Annotated in this window: 14 protein-coding genes; 5 read left to right on the forward strand and 9 right to left on the reverse strand. The window is 69.7% G+C overall.

Features of this window, described 5'->3' with window-relative positions:
- Window positions 1–7: 7 nt before the first annotated feature.
- On the reverse strand, window positions 8–1,036 hold the full coding sequence (locus tag IAE60_RS03290) for an NADP-dependent oxidoreductase (RefSeq protein WP_187573862.1): 1,029 nt from the start codon (window positions 1,034–1,036) through the stop codon (window positions 8–10).
- Window positions 1,037–1,179: 143 nt separating this feature from the next.
- Here IAE60_RS03290 and IAE60_RS03295 point away from each other — a divergent pair, with 143 nt between their 5' ends.
- Window positions 1,180–2,046: a class I SAM-dependent methyltransferase gene (locus tag IAE60_RS03295; protein ID WP_187573863.1), complete on the forward strand. Its 867-nt coding sequence runs from the start codon at window positions 1,180–1,182 to the stop codon at window positions 2,044–2,046.
- Window positions 2,047–2,085: 39 nt separating this feature from the next.
- Here the strand turns inward: IAE60_RS03295 and IAE60_RS03300 are convergent, their stop codons facing one another.
- Together IAE60_RS03300 and IAE60_RS03305 are read right to left on the reverse strand one after the other, a co-directional pair.
- On the reverse strand, window positions 2,086–2,844 hold the full coding sequence (locus IAE60_RS03300; RefSeq protein WP_425504453.1) for an anti-sigma factor family protein: 759 nt from the start codon (window positions 2,842–2,844) through the stop codon (window positions 2,086–2,088).
- Entirely contained in the window at window positions 2,841–3,365 is a 525-nt protein-coding gene (locus tag IAE60_RS03305; protein WP_162111395.1) for a sigma-70 family RNA polymerase sigma factor, read from the reverse strand. The genes IAE60_RS03300 and IAE60_RS03305 overlap by 4 nt, the downstream gene beginning before the upstream one ends.
- A 145-nt stretch (window positions 3,366–3,510) precedes the next feature.
- Here IAE60_RS03305 and IAE60_RS03310 point away from each other — a divergent pair, with 145 nt between their 5' ends.
- From IAE60_RS03310 to IAE60_RS03320, 3 genes are all read left to right on the forward strand, one after another.
- The gene (locus tag IAE60_RS03310; RefSeq protein ID WP_187573864.1) at window positions 3,511–4,611 is read left to right on the forward strand and encodes a catalase family peroxidase; all 1,101 of its coding nucleotides are present in this window, start codon (window positions 3,511–3,513) and stop codon (window positions 4,609–4,611) included.
- On the forward strand, window positions 4,608–5,189 hold the full coding sequence (locus tag IAE60_RS03315; protein WP_187573865.1) for a cytochrome b: 582 nt from the start codon (window positions 4,608–4,610) through the stop codon (window positions 5,187–5,189). The genes IAE60_RS03310 and IAE60_RS03315 overlap by 4 nt, the downstream gene beginning before the upstream one ends.
- 73 nt (window positions 5,190–5,262) lie before the next feature.
- Complete coding sequence (locus IAE60_RS03320; protein ID WP_187573866.1) at window positions 5,263–5,799, forward strand: pseudouridine synthase; 537 nt, start codon at window positions 5,263–5,265, stop codon at window positions 5,797–5,799.
- Window positions 5,800–5,817: 18 nt separating this feature from the next.
- On the opposite strand, the gene IAE60_RS03325 is transcribed toward IAE60_RS03320, so the two are convergent.
- Window positions 5,818–6,198, reverse strand: a complete 381-nt coding sequence (locus tag IAE60_RS03325) for a hypothetical protein (RefSeq protein WP_187573867.1) — start codon at window positions 6,196–6,198, stop codon at window positions 5,818–5,820.
- Window positions 6,199–6,509: 311 nt separating this feature from the next.
- Complete coding sequence (gene hrpB / locus IAE60_RS03330) at window positions 6,510–9,107, reverse strand: ATP-dependent helicase HrpB (RefSeq protein ID WP_187573868.1); 2,598 nt, start codon at window positions 9,105–9,107, stop codon at window positions 6,510–6,512.
- Window positions 9,108–9,246: 139 nt separating this feature from the next.
- Here hrpB and IAE60_RS03335 point away from each other — a divergent pair, with 139 nt between their 5' ends.
- Window positions 9,247–10,044, forward strand: coding sequence for a TatD family hydrolase (locus tag IAE60_RS03335; protein ID WP_162111230.1), 798 nt, complete (start codon window positions 9,247–9,249; stop codon window positions 10,042–10,044).
- A 12-nt stretch (window positions 10,045–10,056) separates the two neighbouring features.
- On the opposite strand, the gene IAE60_RS03340 is transcribed toward IAE60_RS03335, so the two are convergent.
- The 4 genes from IAE60_RS03340 to IAE60_RS03355 all read right to left on the reverse strand — a co-directional run bounded on the left by IAE60_RS03340 (window position 10,057) and on the right by IAE60_RS03355 (window position 13,347).
- Window positions 10,057–10,572, reverse strand: coding sequence for a hypothetical protein (locus IAE60_RS03340; protein ID WP_185897173.1), 516 nt, complete (start codon window positions 10,570–10,572; stop codon window positions 10,057–10,059).
- A 68-nt stretch (window positions 10,573–10,640) separates the two neighbouring features.
- Window positions 10,641–11,570: a 2-dehydropantoate 2-reductase gene (gene panE, locus IAE60_RS03345; RefSeq protein WP_187573869.1), complete on the reverse strand. Its 930-nt coding sequence runs from the start codon at window positions 11,568–11,570 to the stop codon at window positions 10,641–10,643.
- Entirely contained in the window at window positions 11,570–12,379 is an 810-nt protein-coding gene (locus tag IAE60_RS03350) for an ABC transporter permease (RefSeq protein ID WP_187573870.1), read from the reverse strand. The genes panE and IAE60_RS03350 overlap by 1 nt, the downstream gene beginning before the upstream one ends.
- Window positions 12,376–13,347: an ABC transporter ATP-binding protein gene (locus tag IAE60_RS03355; protein ID WP_187573871.1), complete on the reverse strand. Its 972-nt coding sequence runs from the start codon at window positions 13,345–13,347 to the stop codon at window positions 12,376–12,378. Before IAE60_RS03355 ends, IAE60_RS03350 begins: the two co-directional genes overlap by 4 nt.
- Window positions 13,348–13,435: the final 88 nt, after the last annotated feature.

The following is a 13,435-nucleotide window of genomic DNA, read 5'->3' on the forward strand; positions in this document are numbered from 1 at the left end:
TCGCCGCCTATAGCTTCACCACCACCTTGCCGAAGTTTTCCCCGCGCAGCAGGCCGATCAGCGCGCGCGGGGCGTTCTCCAGGCCTTCCACGATGTCCTCGCGGTAGCGGATCTTCCCGTCGGCGAGCCATCCGCCCATCTCGCGCAGGAACTGCGGATACAGTGCGATGAAGTCGTGCTGGATGAAGCCGCGCACGGTCAGGTGGCGGGTCAGGATCTGGCTCATCAGCCACGGCATGCGGTCCGGGCCGGGCGGCAGCGTGGTGTCGTTGTAGTGCGCCACCAGGCCGCACACCGGGATGCGGGCGAAGTCGTTGAGCAGCGGCACGACCGCATCGAAGACCGCGCCGCCGACGTTCTCGAAGTACACGTCGATGCCGTCGGGACAGGCGGCACGCAGTTGGTCGGCGAAGTCCGGCGCACGGTGGTCCAGCGCCACGTCGAAACCGAGTGCGTCGCGCAGGTAGGCACGCTTGGCCTCGCCGCCGGCGATGCCGATGGCCCGGGCGCCCTGCAGTTTCGCGATCTGTCCCACCGTCGCGCCGACCGGGCCGCTGGCCGCGGCGACCACGACGGTTTCGCCCGGTTGCGGTTTGCCGATCTCGTGCAGTCCCGCATAGGCGGTGAAACCGGGCATGCCGTACACGCCCAGTGCGGTGGTCAGCGGCGCGGCACGCGCATCCAGCCTGCGCTTAAGCAGGCGGCCATCGGCGACGACATGCGTCTGCCAGCCGCCGTGCGCCAGCACCATGTCGCCGGTCCGGAAGTCGGGATGGCGCGAATCGATCACTTCCGACACCGTGCCGCCGTCCATCACCTCGCCGATCTCGACCGGCTTGGCGTAGGAACGGCCGGCATTCATGCGGCCGCGCATGTACGGGTCCAGCGAGAGGTAGCGGTTGCGCAGCAGCACCTGGCCCTCGCCGGGCACGGGCAGCGGCACGTGCTCCACACGGAAGTCGTCGGCGGTCGGCTCGCCGCGCGGACGCGCGGCCAGCACGATGCGGACGTTCTGCGTGGCGTCGTGGGCAGTCATGAGCGATCTCCGGGGCAGCCAGGACAGGCAGTCTAGCGATGCCGCGTCCGCGTGCGGTGAAGCGTGCCCATGCTGCGATGGCCGCGATGCCCGCTGAACGGAACGCGTGCTAGGCTCCGCGCACCTTTCTGGAGGGCTGACACATGACGATCCGCATTGTTCCGCTGTCCCTGGCGCTGGTGGCCGCACTGGCCGCATCGCAAGCGTCGTTCGCCGCATCGCCGGCCAAGGCCGCGGGCGCCGCGCAGGCGCTGCCCGCCGCCGACGCGGCCGCACTGGATGCGGCACTGAAGGGCGCGTGGCGCGACCCGAAGAACGTGGCGCGCGACGTGTACCGCCATCCGCGGGAAACCCTGTCGTTCTTCGGCGTGACGCCCACGCAGACTGTCGTGGAGATCACGCCCGGCGGCGGCTGGTACTCCGAGGTGCTGGCGCCTTACCTGAAGGCGAAGGGCCACTACGTCGCCGCTGTCGTGGACCCGGCGAAGGCGTCCGAGAAGAGCCGCAACTACTATCAGCGCAGCCTGGACGGGCTGCAGAAGAAGTTCGCCGACGGTCCGGCGCAGTTCGACAAGACCGCCGTGGTGAAGTACGACCCGGCCGCGCCGGTGTTCGGCACCACAGGCTCCGCCGACGTGGTGCTGACTTTCCGCAACGTGCACAACTGGCGCAGCGCCAACCAGGCCGAAGGCATGTTCAAGGGCTTCTTCGCCGTGCTGAAGCCGGGCGGCGTGCTGGGCGTGGTGGAGCACCGGGCGAACAAGGACGTGGCCGCGGATGACGACTCCGGCTATGTCAGCGAGGCGCAGGTGATCGCGCTGGCCGAAGCCGCCGGCTTCCGCCTCGACGCGAAGAGCGAGGTCAACGCCAACCCGAAGGACACCAAGGACCACCCGAACGGCGTGTGGACCCTGCCGCCGTCCAACAACCACCCGGAAGCCGACCGCGCGAAATACCAGGCCATCGGCGAGAGCGACCGCATGACGCTGCGGTTCGTGAAACCGCGTTGAGTCGCGCCCGGTGCGGCCCGTCCGGGGCCGCACCGGCGGTCAGCCGTTCTCCAGCAGGCGCGGCAATGCGCGCGCGGCGGCATCGGCGGCATCGCTGACCAGCGCGAAGCTGGTGTCGCGGCGGGACCAGTACTGCGCCAGCAGGTTGCCATCGCGGCGTTGTCCATCGCCGGCCAGCCGGCCACGCGGCCGCAGATAGAAGCCGACGCGCGCGCCCGATCCATCCTGGTAGACCAGCATCGCGGCGGCGCCCTGTTCGGTGGAGAGCAGACGACCACCCATCAGCCGGTAACCGGCCTGGCTGAGATCGGGCACACGCCCGGCCTCGCCGAAGTGACGCAGCAACCAGCGCTGCAGATCATCGGTGCGAGCCGTATCGAATTCCATCGGCGGCGCATCGGCCTCGGCGAACTGGCGGTACGCGGCCACCGCATCCGCCATGGGCAGGTTCGAAGGCGACGGGCGTAGCTCGCGCATCTGCCAGCCCGCGCCACCGCCGATGACGAACGCAAACACCCACGACGCGGCGATGCCCAGGCGCCGGCGGCGCCGCGCCTGCAGGCCGCGCCTGACCTGTGCGGGCGTCAGCGATGCATTCGCGGGCCAGCGTTCGGGATTCGCGGCCAGCGCGCGCAGGCGTTCGGCATCGCGCTTCCAGCCTTCCACCTGGGCCGCGCGCTCCGGATGCGCCTCCAGCCAGGCGGCGACGACCGCACGGCGCGCGGGATCGAGGCGGCCGTCGACGTAGGCGTGCAGTTCGTCGTCCATGGGTACGTCGTGCAGGGTCTTGATGGTCATCGCAAGGCCTTCAGTGTGGACGTGGGCGGCGTTTCCTCCTGCATCGCGCGCAGTGCCTGGCGCGCGCGCGACAACCTCGACATCACCGTGCCCACCGGGATGCCCAGCGCATCGGCGGCCTCGCGGTAGGCCAGCCCTTCCACGCTCACCAGCATCAGCAGCGCGCGCTGCTCGGGCGCCAGGCGGGCGAAGCCGGCCAGTGAACTGCGTGCGTCGAACACCTGCTCGGGCGTGGGTGACGTAGTGTCGTCCTCGGCGGAGAACAACCGTGCGATGCGCTTCCAGCGTGCCGCCCGCCGATGCTCGTCGACGAAGATGCGGTACAGCACCGAGAACAGCCAGGCCTGCAGCGCCGACGGGTCGCGCATGTCGGCGCCGCGCGTCAGCGCGCGCTCCAGCGTGGCCTGGACCAGATCGTCGGCGGCCGCGGCGTCGGATGCCAGCGAGCGCGCGAACCGGCGCAGCCGCGGGATCAGCGCGTGCAGGGTCTCGTCGTCCAGGGGAGGCGGTCGGGCGGGCATGGGCCTGTCAGGGCGGGAATGAGGGTAGGACGCACCAATATCCGGATTATTCCCGTCCGCGTATGCATCCGGATGCACACGCCCGGCGCGGGAATAAATCCGGCACCCACGCGTCCCACCGACATTCCACGAACAGGAGCCCCTCATGCCGCCCCTCCCAGACGATCCATCGCCGCCATCCCGCCCCTGGGGTCCCTGGGCCGCCATCGCCGGCCTGGTGCTCGGCCTGTCGTTGGCTTTCGCCTGGGTGGCGGGATGGATCGGGCCGGCCGCGCGACTCACCGCACCGCGTCTGGTGGACGACATCGAGAACGGCAAGCCCTTCCCCGGCTTCCGGCGCGCGCACAGCCGGGGCGTCTGCGTGGCCGGCTACTTCGAGCCGAGCGCAGAGGCGGCCACGCTGTCGCGTGCACGGGTGTTCCGGCAGCCACGCACGCCGGTGCAGGGTCGCCTGTCGATCGGTGGCGGCGATCCCTTCGGTGCCGAAGCACAGGCGCGCGTGCGCAGCCTGGCGTTGTCGCTGCGGACCGATGACGGGCAGGAGTGGCGGATGGCGATGAACAGTTTTCCGTTCTTCGCCGTCGCCACGCCGGCGGGCTTCCACGCGCAGCTGCTGGCTTCGCGACCCGACCCGGCCACCGGCAAGCCCGATCCGGCGAAGATGGCCGCGTTCCTCGAACGGTATCCGGAAGCCGCCCGCTTCCAGGCCTGGGCCAAATCCGCGCCATGGTCGAGCAGCTGGGCGAATACCGAATACAACGGCGTGAATGCCTTCCGCTTCATCGATGCACAGGGGCGATCGCGCTTCGTGCGCTGGTCGATGCAGCCGCAGGCCGCGTTCGAAGCGCTGGCCGCCACCACGCGCCAGGACGCCGAGGCGGACTATCTCCAGCGCGAACTGGCGCAGCGGCTGGCGCAGGGCCCGCTGCGCTGGGACCTGGTGGTCACCGAAGCAGCGGCCGGCGATCCGGTCGACGATCCTTCGCAGCCCTGGCCGGCGTCGCGCCCGACGCATGTGGCCGGTACGCTGGTGCTGGAGCGCAGCGAACCGCAGGCGACCGGCGCCTGCCGGGACGTCAACTACGACCCCACCGTGGTACCCGATGGCGTGGCGCTGTCCGACGATCCCATCCTGGCCGCGCGTGCAGCCGCCTACAGCATCTCGTTCAACAGGCGCGAGCGCGAAACCGCACGTGGCGATATCGCCAGGCCCGCGCCCACCCACGGCACGGAGGCGACCCGATGAATCGCGGCGACCATTTCGACCTTTTCGCGCGCGTGCTGCACTGGGGCATGGCGGTGCTGATCCTGGCGATGCTGTTCGTCGGCGTGGGCATGGTGGCGTCGCTGTCGCTGCGTCCGGTGCTGATCGACCTGCACCGGCCGCTGGGCATCGCGTTGCTGCTGCTGGCCGTGATCCGCCTGCTGTACCGCTGGCGTCATCCGCCGCCGCCGCTGCCCGCCTCGCTGCCGCGCGCGCAGGCGCTCGCCGCCAAGGCATCGCATGTGGCGCTGTACGCCGCCATGCTGGCGATGCCGCTGCTGGGCTGGGCGATGCTGTCGGCGGGCGGGTATCCCGTGCGCATGACCTCGTCGTTCGCGCTGCCGCCGATCCCGTCGCCCGACCCGGCGCTGTACAGCCTGCTGCGGCAGGCGCACGGATGGATGGGCTATGCGCTGTTCGCGCTGATCCTGCTGCACATGGCCGCCGCGCTGCATCACGCCTGGGTGCGCCGGGATGGCGTGTTCGAGGCGATGGCGCGTGGACGATCCAGGACGGCGACCACGGCCGACCCGGATCCGGAAGCGCGACAGGAAGCATGAGGGCGATCGCGCGCTGGACGCGGCGCGCCGATGACGTTGCAATGCGCGCTGTCGTCTCTCCGGAAAACTCCGTGTGCTGATCGCCTTCAACAAGCCGTTCAACGTCCTGTGCCAGTTCACCGACCGCAGCGATCCGCCGCGGCGGACGCTGGCCGGGTTCGGCCTGCCGCCGCGCGTCTATGCGGCGGGACGGCTGGACTACGACAGCGAAGGCCTGTTGCTGCTCACCGACGACGGTGCGCTGGCGAACCGGCTGACCGATCCGCGCCACAAGCAGCCCAAGACCTACTGGGTGCAGGTGGAAGGCACACCCACGGACGAGCAGCTCGACGCGCTGCGCCGTGGCGTAGTGCTGAACGATGGACCGACGCGTCCGGCGCAGGTGGAAACGCTCGATCCGGCGCCGGTGCTGTGGCCACGCGATCCGCCGGTCCGTTTCCGCAAGACGGTGCCGGATGCGTGGTTGTCGATGACGATCACCGAAGGCCGCAACCGCCAGGTCCGGCGCATGACGGCCGCGGTAGGCCTGCCTACGTTGCGGCTGGTGCGCACGGCGATGGGCGATGCCCGCCTGGGCGACCTCGCGCCCGGGGAATGGCGCTCGCTCTGACGCGGGCGCCCGCCGACATCAGCTTTCGGCCGAACGCGTCGTGCTGCGCGGCTTGCGCGGCGTGCCGGTCTTGCGCGCGGTGGACGTGCGGCTGGTGCCATTGACCTTGCGCGCTTCCACGCGGCGCGACTTGCCTTCGATCGGGCCGTTGGCCTGGTCCTGCTTGCGCTTGCGGTAGGCGACCAGCGCCAGCAGGCCCACGCCGATGCCGGTGGCCACGGCGACCGCGGGGTTGCGGCGGACGAAGTTCACCGCCAACTTGCCGCCGGTCTTCGCCACGCCCAGCGCGGCGCCGGTCTGCAGCAGCTTGTCGGCGCTGGGAACGGCATGCTTGAGGCTGGTTCCGGCCTGGCTGGCCAGCTCGAGTGCGCGATCGGTGATGGTGGTCAGCTTGCTCATGGAGTCTTCCCTGAAAGGGGTGGGGAGGACGCCAGTGTCCGGCGCTGGATGTTTACGTGGTGTTAGTTCCGCCGCCCCGCGCTGGCCGCTAGCTGAACGTGATGCGCGTCGAGCACGCGACCGCGAAGCGGACGCGCGAGGCCGTGCGATGCGGCGAGCTTCATGCGGTCGTGCGCATGGCGCACGCTACGTGCCGCGCGGCTTCGCCCGATGGGTGGCCTGGGCACTCCAGGGATCGTCCGGCCGCGCCGCGTGGAATCCACCGCCAACGCAATGCATACGCCGCCGCCGCGGCAGGCGACAACGACGCGCTAGGTACCGCGCGGCTTCGCCCGATGGGTGGCTTGGGCACTCCAGGGGTCATCCGGCCACGGATGCTTCGGATACCGCCCCTTCATCTCCTTCTTCACCTCGGCATAGGTCGAGTTCCAGAAGTTGCGCAGGTCGGAGGTCACCTGCAGCGGCTTGCCGCCCGGCGACAGCAGGTGCAGTAGCACCGGTACGCGACCATCGGCCACGCGCGGCGTATCGGCCAGGCCGAACAGCTCCTGCAGCTTCACCGCCAGCACGGGTGGCTGGCCGTGCGCGTATTCGATGCGGCGCTCCATGCCCGAGGGCACGGTGATCCGCGTCGGCGCGAGCACATCGATGCGCTGGCGCAGCGACCAGTCGAGGCCGGACTTCAGCGCGTTCGCCAGGTCGTCTTCGCCCAGCGCATCCAGGCGGGTCTTGCCGGCGAAGGCGGGCTGCAGCCAGTCATCCAGCGTCGCCATCAGCGCGTCGTCGGACAGGTCCTGCAGGCCGAGTTCGGGCATCCAGTCGCGCAGGCAGCGCACGCGTTCGCGCCATTGCCGCAGCGATTCGGGCCACGGCAGCGCGTCCAGGCCCAGGTCGCGCACCGCGTCGGTCAGCGCCGCCGCGGCAAGCGCAGGATCGACGCGCCCGGCGGGACGCGCGTCGAAGACGATCTGGTCGAAGCGGGATTCACGTTGCGCCGACAGCGCGCGGCGTGACGCATCCCAGCGCACGGTGTCCTCGGTGACGAAGCGGTCGGCGAAGCCGCGCCGCAGGCACCGCTCGTCCACCGGTGCCGCGCGTTGCACGAGCGCATCGCGCGCTTCATGGCGCAACTCACTGACGACGATCCACGGCTCACCGACCAGCGCGCTGTCGTCGAACAACCGCGCGCTGCGCCCGTTCGCCAGCAGGTAGCGGCGCGCGTCCTGCGGATGCTGGAAGCCGATGCGGTCCGGGAAGGCATGCATCAGCACGTCGCCCAGGCGGTGCGCCTCCACCGAGGCCGGCGGCGCGGTGGCCTCGCGGACGCGGCGTCGCCACTGCTTCGCGGCGGCGTCGATCGCGGCCAGGCCCGAACGGTTCGCGTCCTGGGGCGCGCGGCCGTTGCGGAATGCCGCCAGCGCACGCCAGCGCGCGGCCAGCGCATCCCCGCCCATGCGCAGCGGATCGCGCGCTTCGACCAGCGCCGCGAGATCACACGCCAGCGCGCGGTCCTCACCCTCGTCCGCCGACAGCAGCATCGCCGCGAGCCGGGGGTGCGTGCCGAGCGCAAGCATGCGCTTGCCCAAGGGCGTGATGGCGTTCGATGCCGTCAGCGCACCGAGCCGGTGCAGCAGGTCGCGCGCGGCATTCATCGCCCCGGGCGGCGGTGCATCGACGAAGCGCAGGTCGTCGCTGCCCCACGCGGCCAATTCCAATGCGAGGGCGCCGAGTTCGACCAGCGCGATCTCCGGCCGGCGCTGTGGATCGAGCCGCTGCGATTGCGGCCACAGGCGATACGCCCAGCCCTCGGCCACGCGACCCGCACGGCCGGCACGCTGGTCGGCGGAGGCCTGCGAAATGTGGGTCACCTCCAGGCGCGAGAAACCGCTGTTCGGGTCGTACGAAGGCTCGCGCGCCAGTCCGCTGTCGACCACCACGCGCACGCCGGGCAGCGTCACCGACGATTCGGCCACGTTGGTCGCCAGCACCACGCGGCGGCGACCCTGCGGATCGGGCTGCAGGGCTTCGGACTGTTTCTCCACCGGCAGCTCGCCGTGCAGAGCGAGGACGATGAGATCGTCTTTCCCTTCTCCTCTCGGGAGAAGGTGCCCGGAGGGCGGATGAGGGGCGAGCGCAGCCTTACTGCCGGAACCATCGCGTCCTTCGTTGGCCCTCTCCCCAACCCCTCTCCCGGCGGGAGAGGGGCTCAGCATCGCCTCCACCCGCGCGATCTCGCGCTGGCCCGGCAGGAACACCAGCACATCGCCGGGGTGCGTGAGCACGGCGTATTCGATGGCGCGGCGCGCCTGTACTTCGATCGCCTCGTCCCGGCGCGCGGGAAAGTGCGCCACTTGCACCGGGAAGCCGCGGCCTTCGCTGCTCAGCCGCGGCGCATCCAGGAACCGTGCCAGCTTCTCGCCGTCCAGCGTGGCGGACATCACGACGATGCGCAGGTCCTCGCGCAGCTGCGCCTGCACGTCCAGCGCCAATGCCAGGCCGAGATCGCCCGCCAGATGGCGCTCGTGGAATTCGTCGAACAGGATCGCCCCGACCCCCTCCAGCATCGGATCGTCCTGGATCATCCGGGTCAGGATGCCTTCGGTGACCACCTCGATCCGCGTGTCCGGCCCGACCTTGTTCTCGAAACGGATGCGGTAGCCGACTGTGCCGCCGACCGCTTCGCCCCGCTGCCTGGCCATGAAGCCGGCCGCCGCGCGCGCCGCCACGCGTCGCGGCTCCAGCATCACGACCTTGCGGCCCTGCAGCCACGGCTCGTCCAGCAGCGCCAGCGGCACCTGGGTGGTCTTGCCCGCACCGGGCGGGGCCTCCAGCACCAGGCGCGGATGGTCGGACAGGCTTCGGACGATGTCCGGCAGCAGCGGGGTGATGGGGAACGTGGGCGATGGCATGCGGAGGAAAGGATAAGGCCTGACCCTGTTTCCCTGTAGGAGCGCCCTCGGGCGCGATGCTCTTGGGGCGGATTCCGGTGAAGAGCATCGCGCCCGAGGGCGCTCCTACAAGTGAACGGGCGGACGGTAAAATGCGCGCATGGACTTGATCGACATCGGCGCCAACCTCACCCACGAAAGCTTCGACCACGACCGCAACGCGGTGCTCCAGCGCGCGCGCGAAGCCGGCGTGGTGCAGCAGGTGATCACGGGCGCCAGCCGCGAGCATTCGCCCATGGCCCTGCGTCTGGCGCAGGCGCACCCGGGCGAGCTGTTCGCCACCGCGGGCGTGCACCCGCACCACGCCACCGAATACACCGACGAATGCGACGCCGAAATGCGTGCGCTGCATGCGCATCCGGAGGTCGTCGCGGTGGGCGAATGCGGGCTGGACTACTTCCGCGATTTCTCGCCGCGGCCGGCGCAGCGCCGGGCGTTCGAGCGGCAACTGCAGATCGCGGTGGACACCGGCAAGCCCCTGTTCCTGCACCAGCGCGACGCGCACGACGACTTCGTGGCCATGATGAAGAACTTCGACGGCCGGCTCGGCCCGGCGGTCGTGCACTGCTTCACCGGCACCAGAAAGGAGCTGTTCGACTGCCTTGACCAGGACTGGCACATCGGCATCACCGGCTGGCTCTGCGACGAACGCCGCGGCCTGCACCTGCGCGAGCTGGTGAAGAACATCCCGGCCAACCGGCTGATGATCGAGACCGACGCGCCCTACCTGCTGCCGCGCACCGTGAAGCCACAGCCCTCGCATCGCCGCAACGAGCCGATGTACCTGGCCCACATCGTCGCGGAGCTGGCGCGCGACCGCGGCGAGGAGGTCGAGGTCACCGCCGCGGCGACGACGGCAACCGCGCGCGCATTCTTCGGCTTGCCTGTCGACCGCTGAGCCAGAATCGCGTCACTCGACCTTGTCATCCTCGGACTTGGCCTGCTGCATGGCCTCGGGTTCGAGTTCCTCGGCGCTGCGGTTGAGACGGACGAATACGCCCCACGCCACCAGCAGCAGCGCCGCCGAGCCGCCGATCGCGATGACGTATGGCAGTTGGCGCGGGTCCTCGTGCATCAGCTCGAACGTGGCCACCAGCGTTTCGATCGACAACGCGATGACGATGACCACCAGGAAACGCGACAGGTAGCGACGCACACGGGTGGGACCGCTGACCTTCACGTCGCGCTGCACTTCCTCTTCGAACACCGTCTGCGCCAGTTCCAGCGCGACCAGTCCGATGGTCAGCATGCCGATGCTTTCGAGGATGTTGTCGAAACGACCACGCAGGCCGGCGTCGGTACCCGCCATGATCGCGCCATGCCACAACTCACTGGCGGCCAGGACGACGAGTGAGACGGCCGCAGCAAAGAACAGGGCGATGATGGCCAGGTGGCCGGCGAGGAAGAGTCTGTGCAGGTGCTTCATGACGGCGCCACCGGGAAGGTGGCGCAGCATGGAGTCAGCCGCCGTCAGGGCGGCGTGAAGCCCCTCGCTCAGGCCGGTCGCTGCGCCTCGTACGCCTGCAGGTGCACCCACGCGGCCTGCAGGTGGGGCGTGGCGATGCCATGCGTCGCCGCGCGATGCACCATGTCGCCGACGATATGCGCCGCCTCGACACGCTGGCCCGCCTCCAGGTCACGCAGCATCGACGCCTTCATCGGCGAACCGGTGGTCGTCAGCGTGTCGCGTGCCGAAGCCTGCGCTGCATCCGGTATCGACTGACCGGTTGCCGCCGCGACGGCCAGGCATTCCCCGTGCAGCGCCGCCATGAAGTCCGCGCCGCCCTCGCCCGCCACGATCGTGCCGATCGGTGCGCGCATCAGGCACGTACCCGCCGCGAGCGCCGTGAGGAAGCTGTACTTCACCCACTGCGCCTGCGCGATGTCCGGCGCGTGCGCGTGGTCGATGCCGGCCTGCGTGCAGGCGGCGGCGAGCGACTGCAGGCGCACGTCGGCGGGCTGGCCGTCGCGTTCACCGAACGTGACCGATGCCGGCTTGCCGAGGTGCAGGATCTCGCCGTCGGCACCCAGCGTGGCGCTGATGAAGCAAAGCCCGCCGAGCACATTGGCGAAACCGAAGCGCGCGTCGAGCGCTTCGTAGTGGCGCAGGCCGTTGAGCAGCGGCAGCACGCGCGCGCCGGCTTCCACGGCAGGCGCGATGGCGTCCATCGCGCTGTCCAGGTCGTAGGCCTTGCAACTCAGCAGGACGAGTTCGAACGGTGCGGCATTGTGGAGTTCGTCCGCGGTGATGACCTGTGCGGGAACATCCGCGTCGCCCAGCGGACTGCGGATGCGCAGGCCGCGTTCCCGCAACAGGGTGGCGCGTGCAGGACGCACCAGGAAGCTTACGTCGACACCGGCCTGAGCGAGACGGCCACCGAAATATCCGCCGGTGCCGCCGGCGCCGAGCACGAGCAGCCGCATCAGCTGCGCAGCCCCACGCCTTTCTTCAACAGCCACAGGCCCAGCGCACCCAGCCCGAACACGAACGCCAGCATCAACACGTAGGCGATCCACAGCGGGACGTCGCTGGTGCCCAGCAGGCCGTAGCGGAATGCGTTGACCATGTAGAAGATCGGGTTGGCGTGGGTCAGCGCCTCGGCCCACGGCGGCAGCAGCTTCACCGAATAGAACACGCCACCCAGGTAGGTCAGCGGGGTGAGGATGAAGGTCGGCACGATGGCGATGTCGTCGAACTTCTTCGCATAGGCCGCGTTGACGAAGCCGGCCAGCGAGAAGATCGTGGCACCCAGCAGCACCGTGGTGATGGTCACCAGCGGATGCGGCACGCGCACCTTGGTGAAGAACATCGCGATGACCAGCACGATGGCGCCCACCATCAGGCCGCGCAGCACGGCGCCGGCCACGTAACCCAGCAGGATCACCCAGTTCGGCATCGGGCTGACCAGCAGTTCCTCCACGTGGCGGCCGAACTTGGCGCCGAAGAAACTGGAGCTGATGTTGCCGTAGCTGTTCTGGATGATGCTCATCATCACCAGGCCCGGCACGATGAACTCCATGTAGGTGTAGCCGCCCATGTCGCCGATGCGGCTGCCGATCAACCCGCCGAAGATCAGGAAGTACAGCGTCATGGTGATGGCCGGCGGCACCAGGGTCTGGCCCCAGATGCGCAGGATGCGGTTCACTTCGCGGCGCACGATGGTGCCCAGCGCGACCAGGTTCTTCTGCAGCGGCGTGGTCATGGCGGTCTCCTGCGGGTTGGCGGCGCTCATGCGGCCTGCTCCCGCTTGGCGGCGGCTTCATCGCCGGTCAGGCGCACGAACAGCTCCTCCAGCCGGTTGCTCTTGGTGCGCATGGAGCGCACGCGGATGCCGGCGTCGTTGAGCGCGGCGAACACACGGTTGAGGTCCATCGCACGTGGCATGTCCAGGTCCAGGGTGTGGCTGTCGGTGGCGGACAGCGTGGTGCCTTCGATCACCGGCAGCTGCACCGGCAGGTCGCCGTCGATGTCGAACAGGAAGCCCTCCACGTCCAGCTTGGCCAGCAGGGCGCGCATCGGTCCCTGCTCGACGATCACGCCACGGTCGATGATGGCCAGGTTGCGGCAGAGGCTCTCGGCCTCTTCCAGGTAATGCGTGGTCAGGATGATGGTGGTGCCGGACTCGTTGATGTCCTTCAGCGTCTTCCACATGCCACGGCGGATCTCGATGTCCACGCCCGCGGTGGGCTCGTCCAGGATCAGCAGCTTCGGTCGGGTCATCATGGCGCGGGCGATCATCAGCCGGCGCTTCATGCCGCCGGAGAGCGTGCGGCTCATCACGTGGGCCTTTTCCCACAACTGCGCGCGCTTGAGTTCCTCTTCGGCGCGCACCAGCGCCTCGGCGCGCGGGATGCCGTAGAAACCCGCGTAGTTCACGCAGATGTCCAGCGGCTTCTCGAACATGTTGAAGTTGATCTCCTGCGGCACCAGGCCCAGCAGGCGCATGGCGCCGTCGCGGTCGCGGTCGATGTCCACGCCGAACACGCCGACCTGGCCGCTGCTCTTGTTGACCAGCGAGCTGACGATGCCGATGAGCGTGGACTTGCCGGCGCCGTTGGGGCCGAGCAGGGCGAAGAAGTCGCCGGGTTCGACCTGCAGCGACACGCCCTTCAGGGCCTGCACGCCGTTGTCGTAGACCTTGCGCAGGTCGGAGATGGCCAGCGCGGGCGCCGCCGCGGAAGCCGTTGTCGCAAACGCCATGGGGTACCTTGTGGCGCCACGACGGCGCCCGGGGGAATCGAACGCTTATTATAGGCGTCCCACCGGGGCCACCCCGGGCCACACAGTG

Source organism: Pseudoxanthomonas mexicana, from assembly GCF_014397415.1.
Taxonomy (GTDB): Bacteria; Pseudomonadota; Gammaproteobacteria; order Xanthomonadales; family Xanthomonadaceae; genus Pseudoxanthomonas_A; species Pseudoxanthomonas_A mexicana.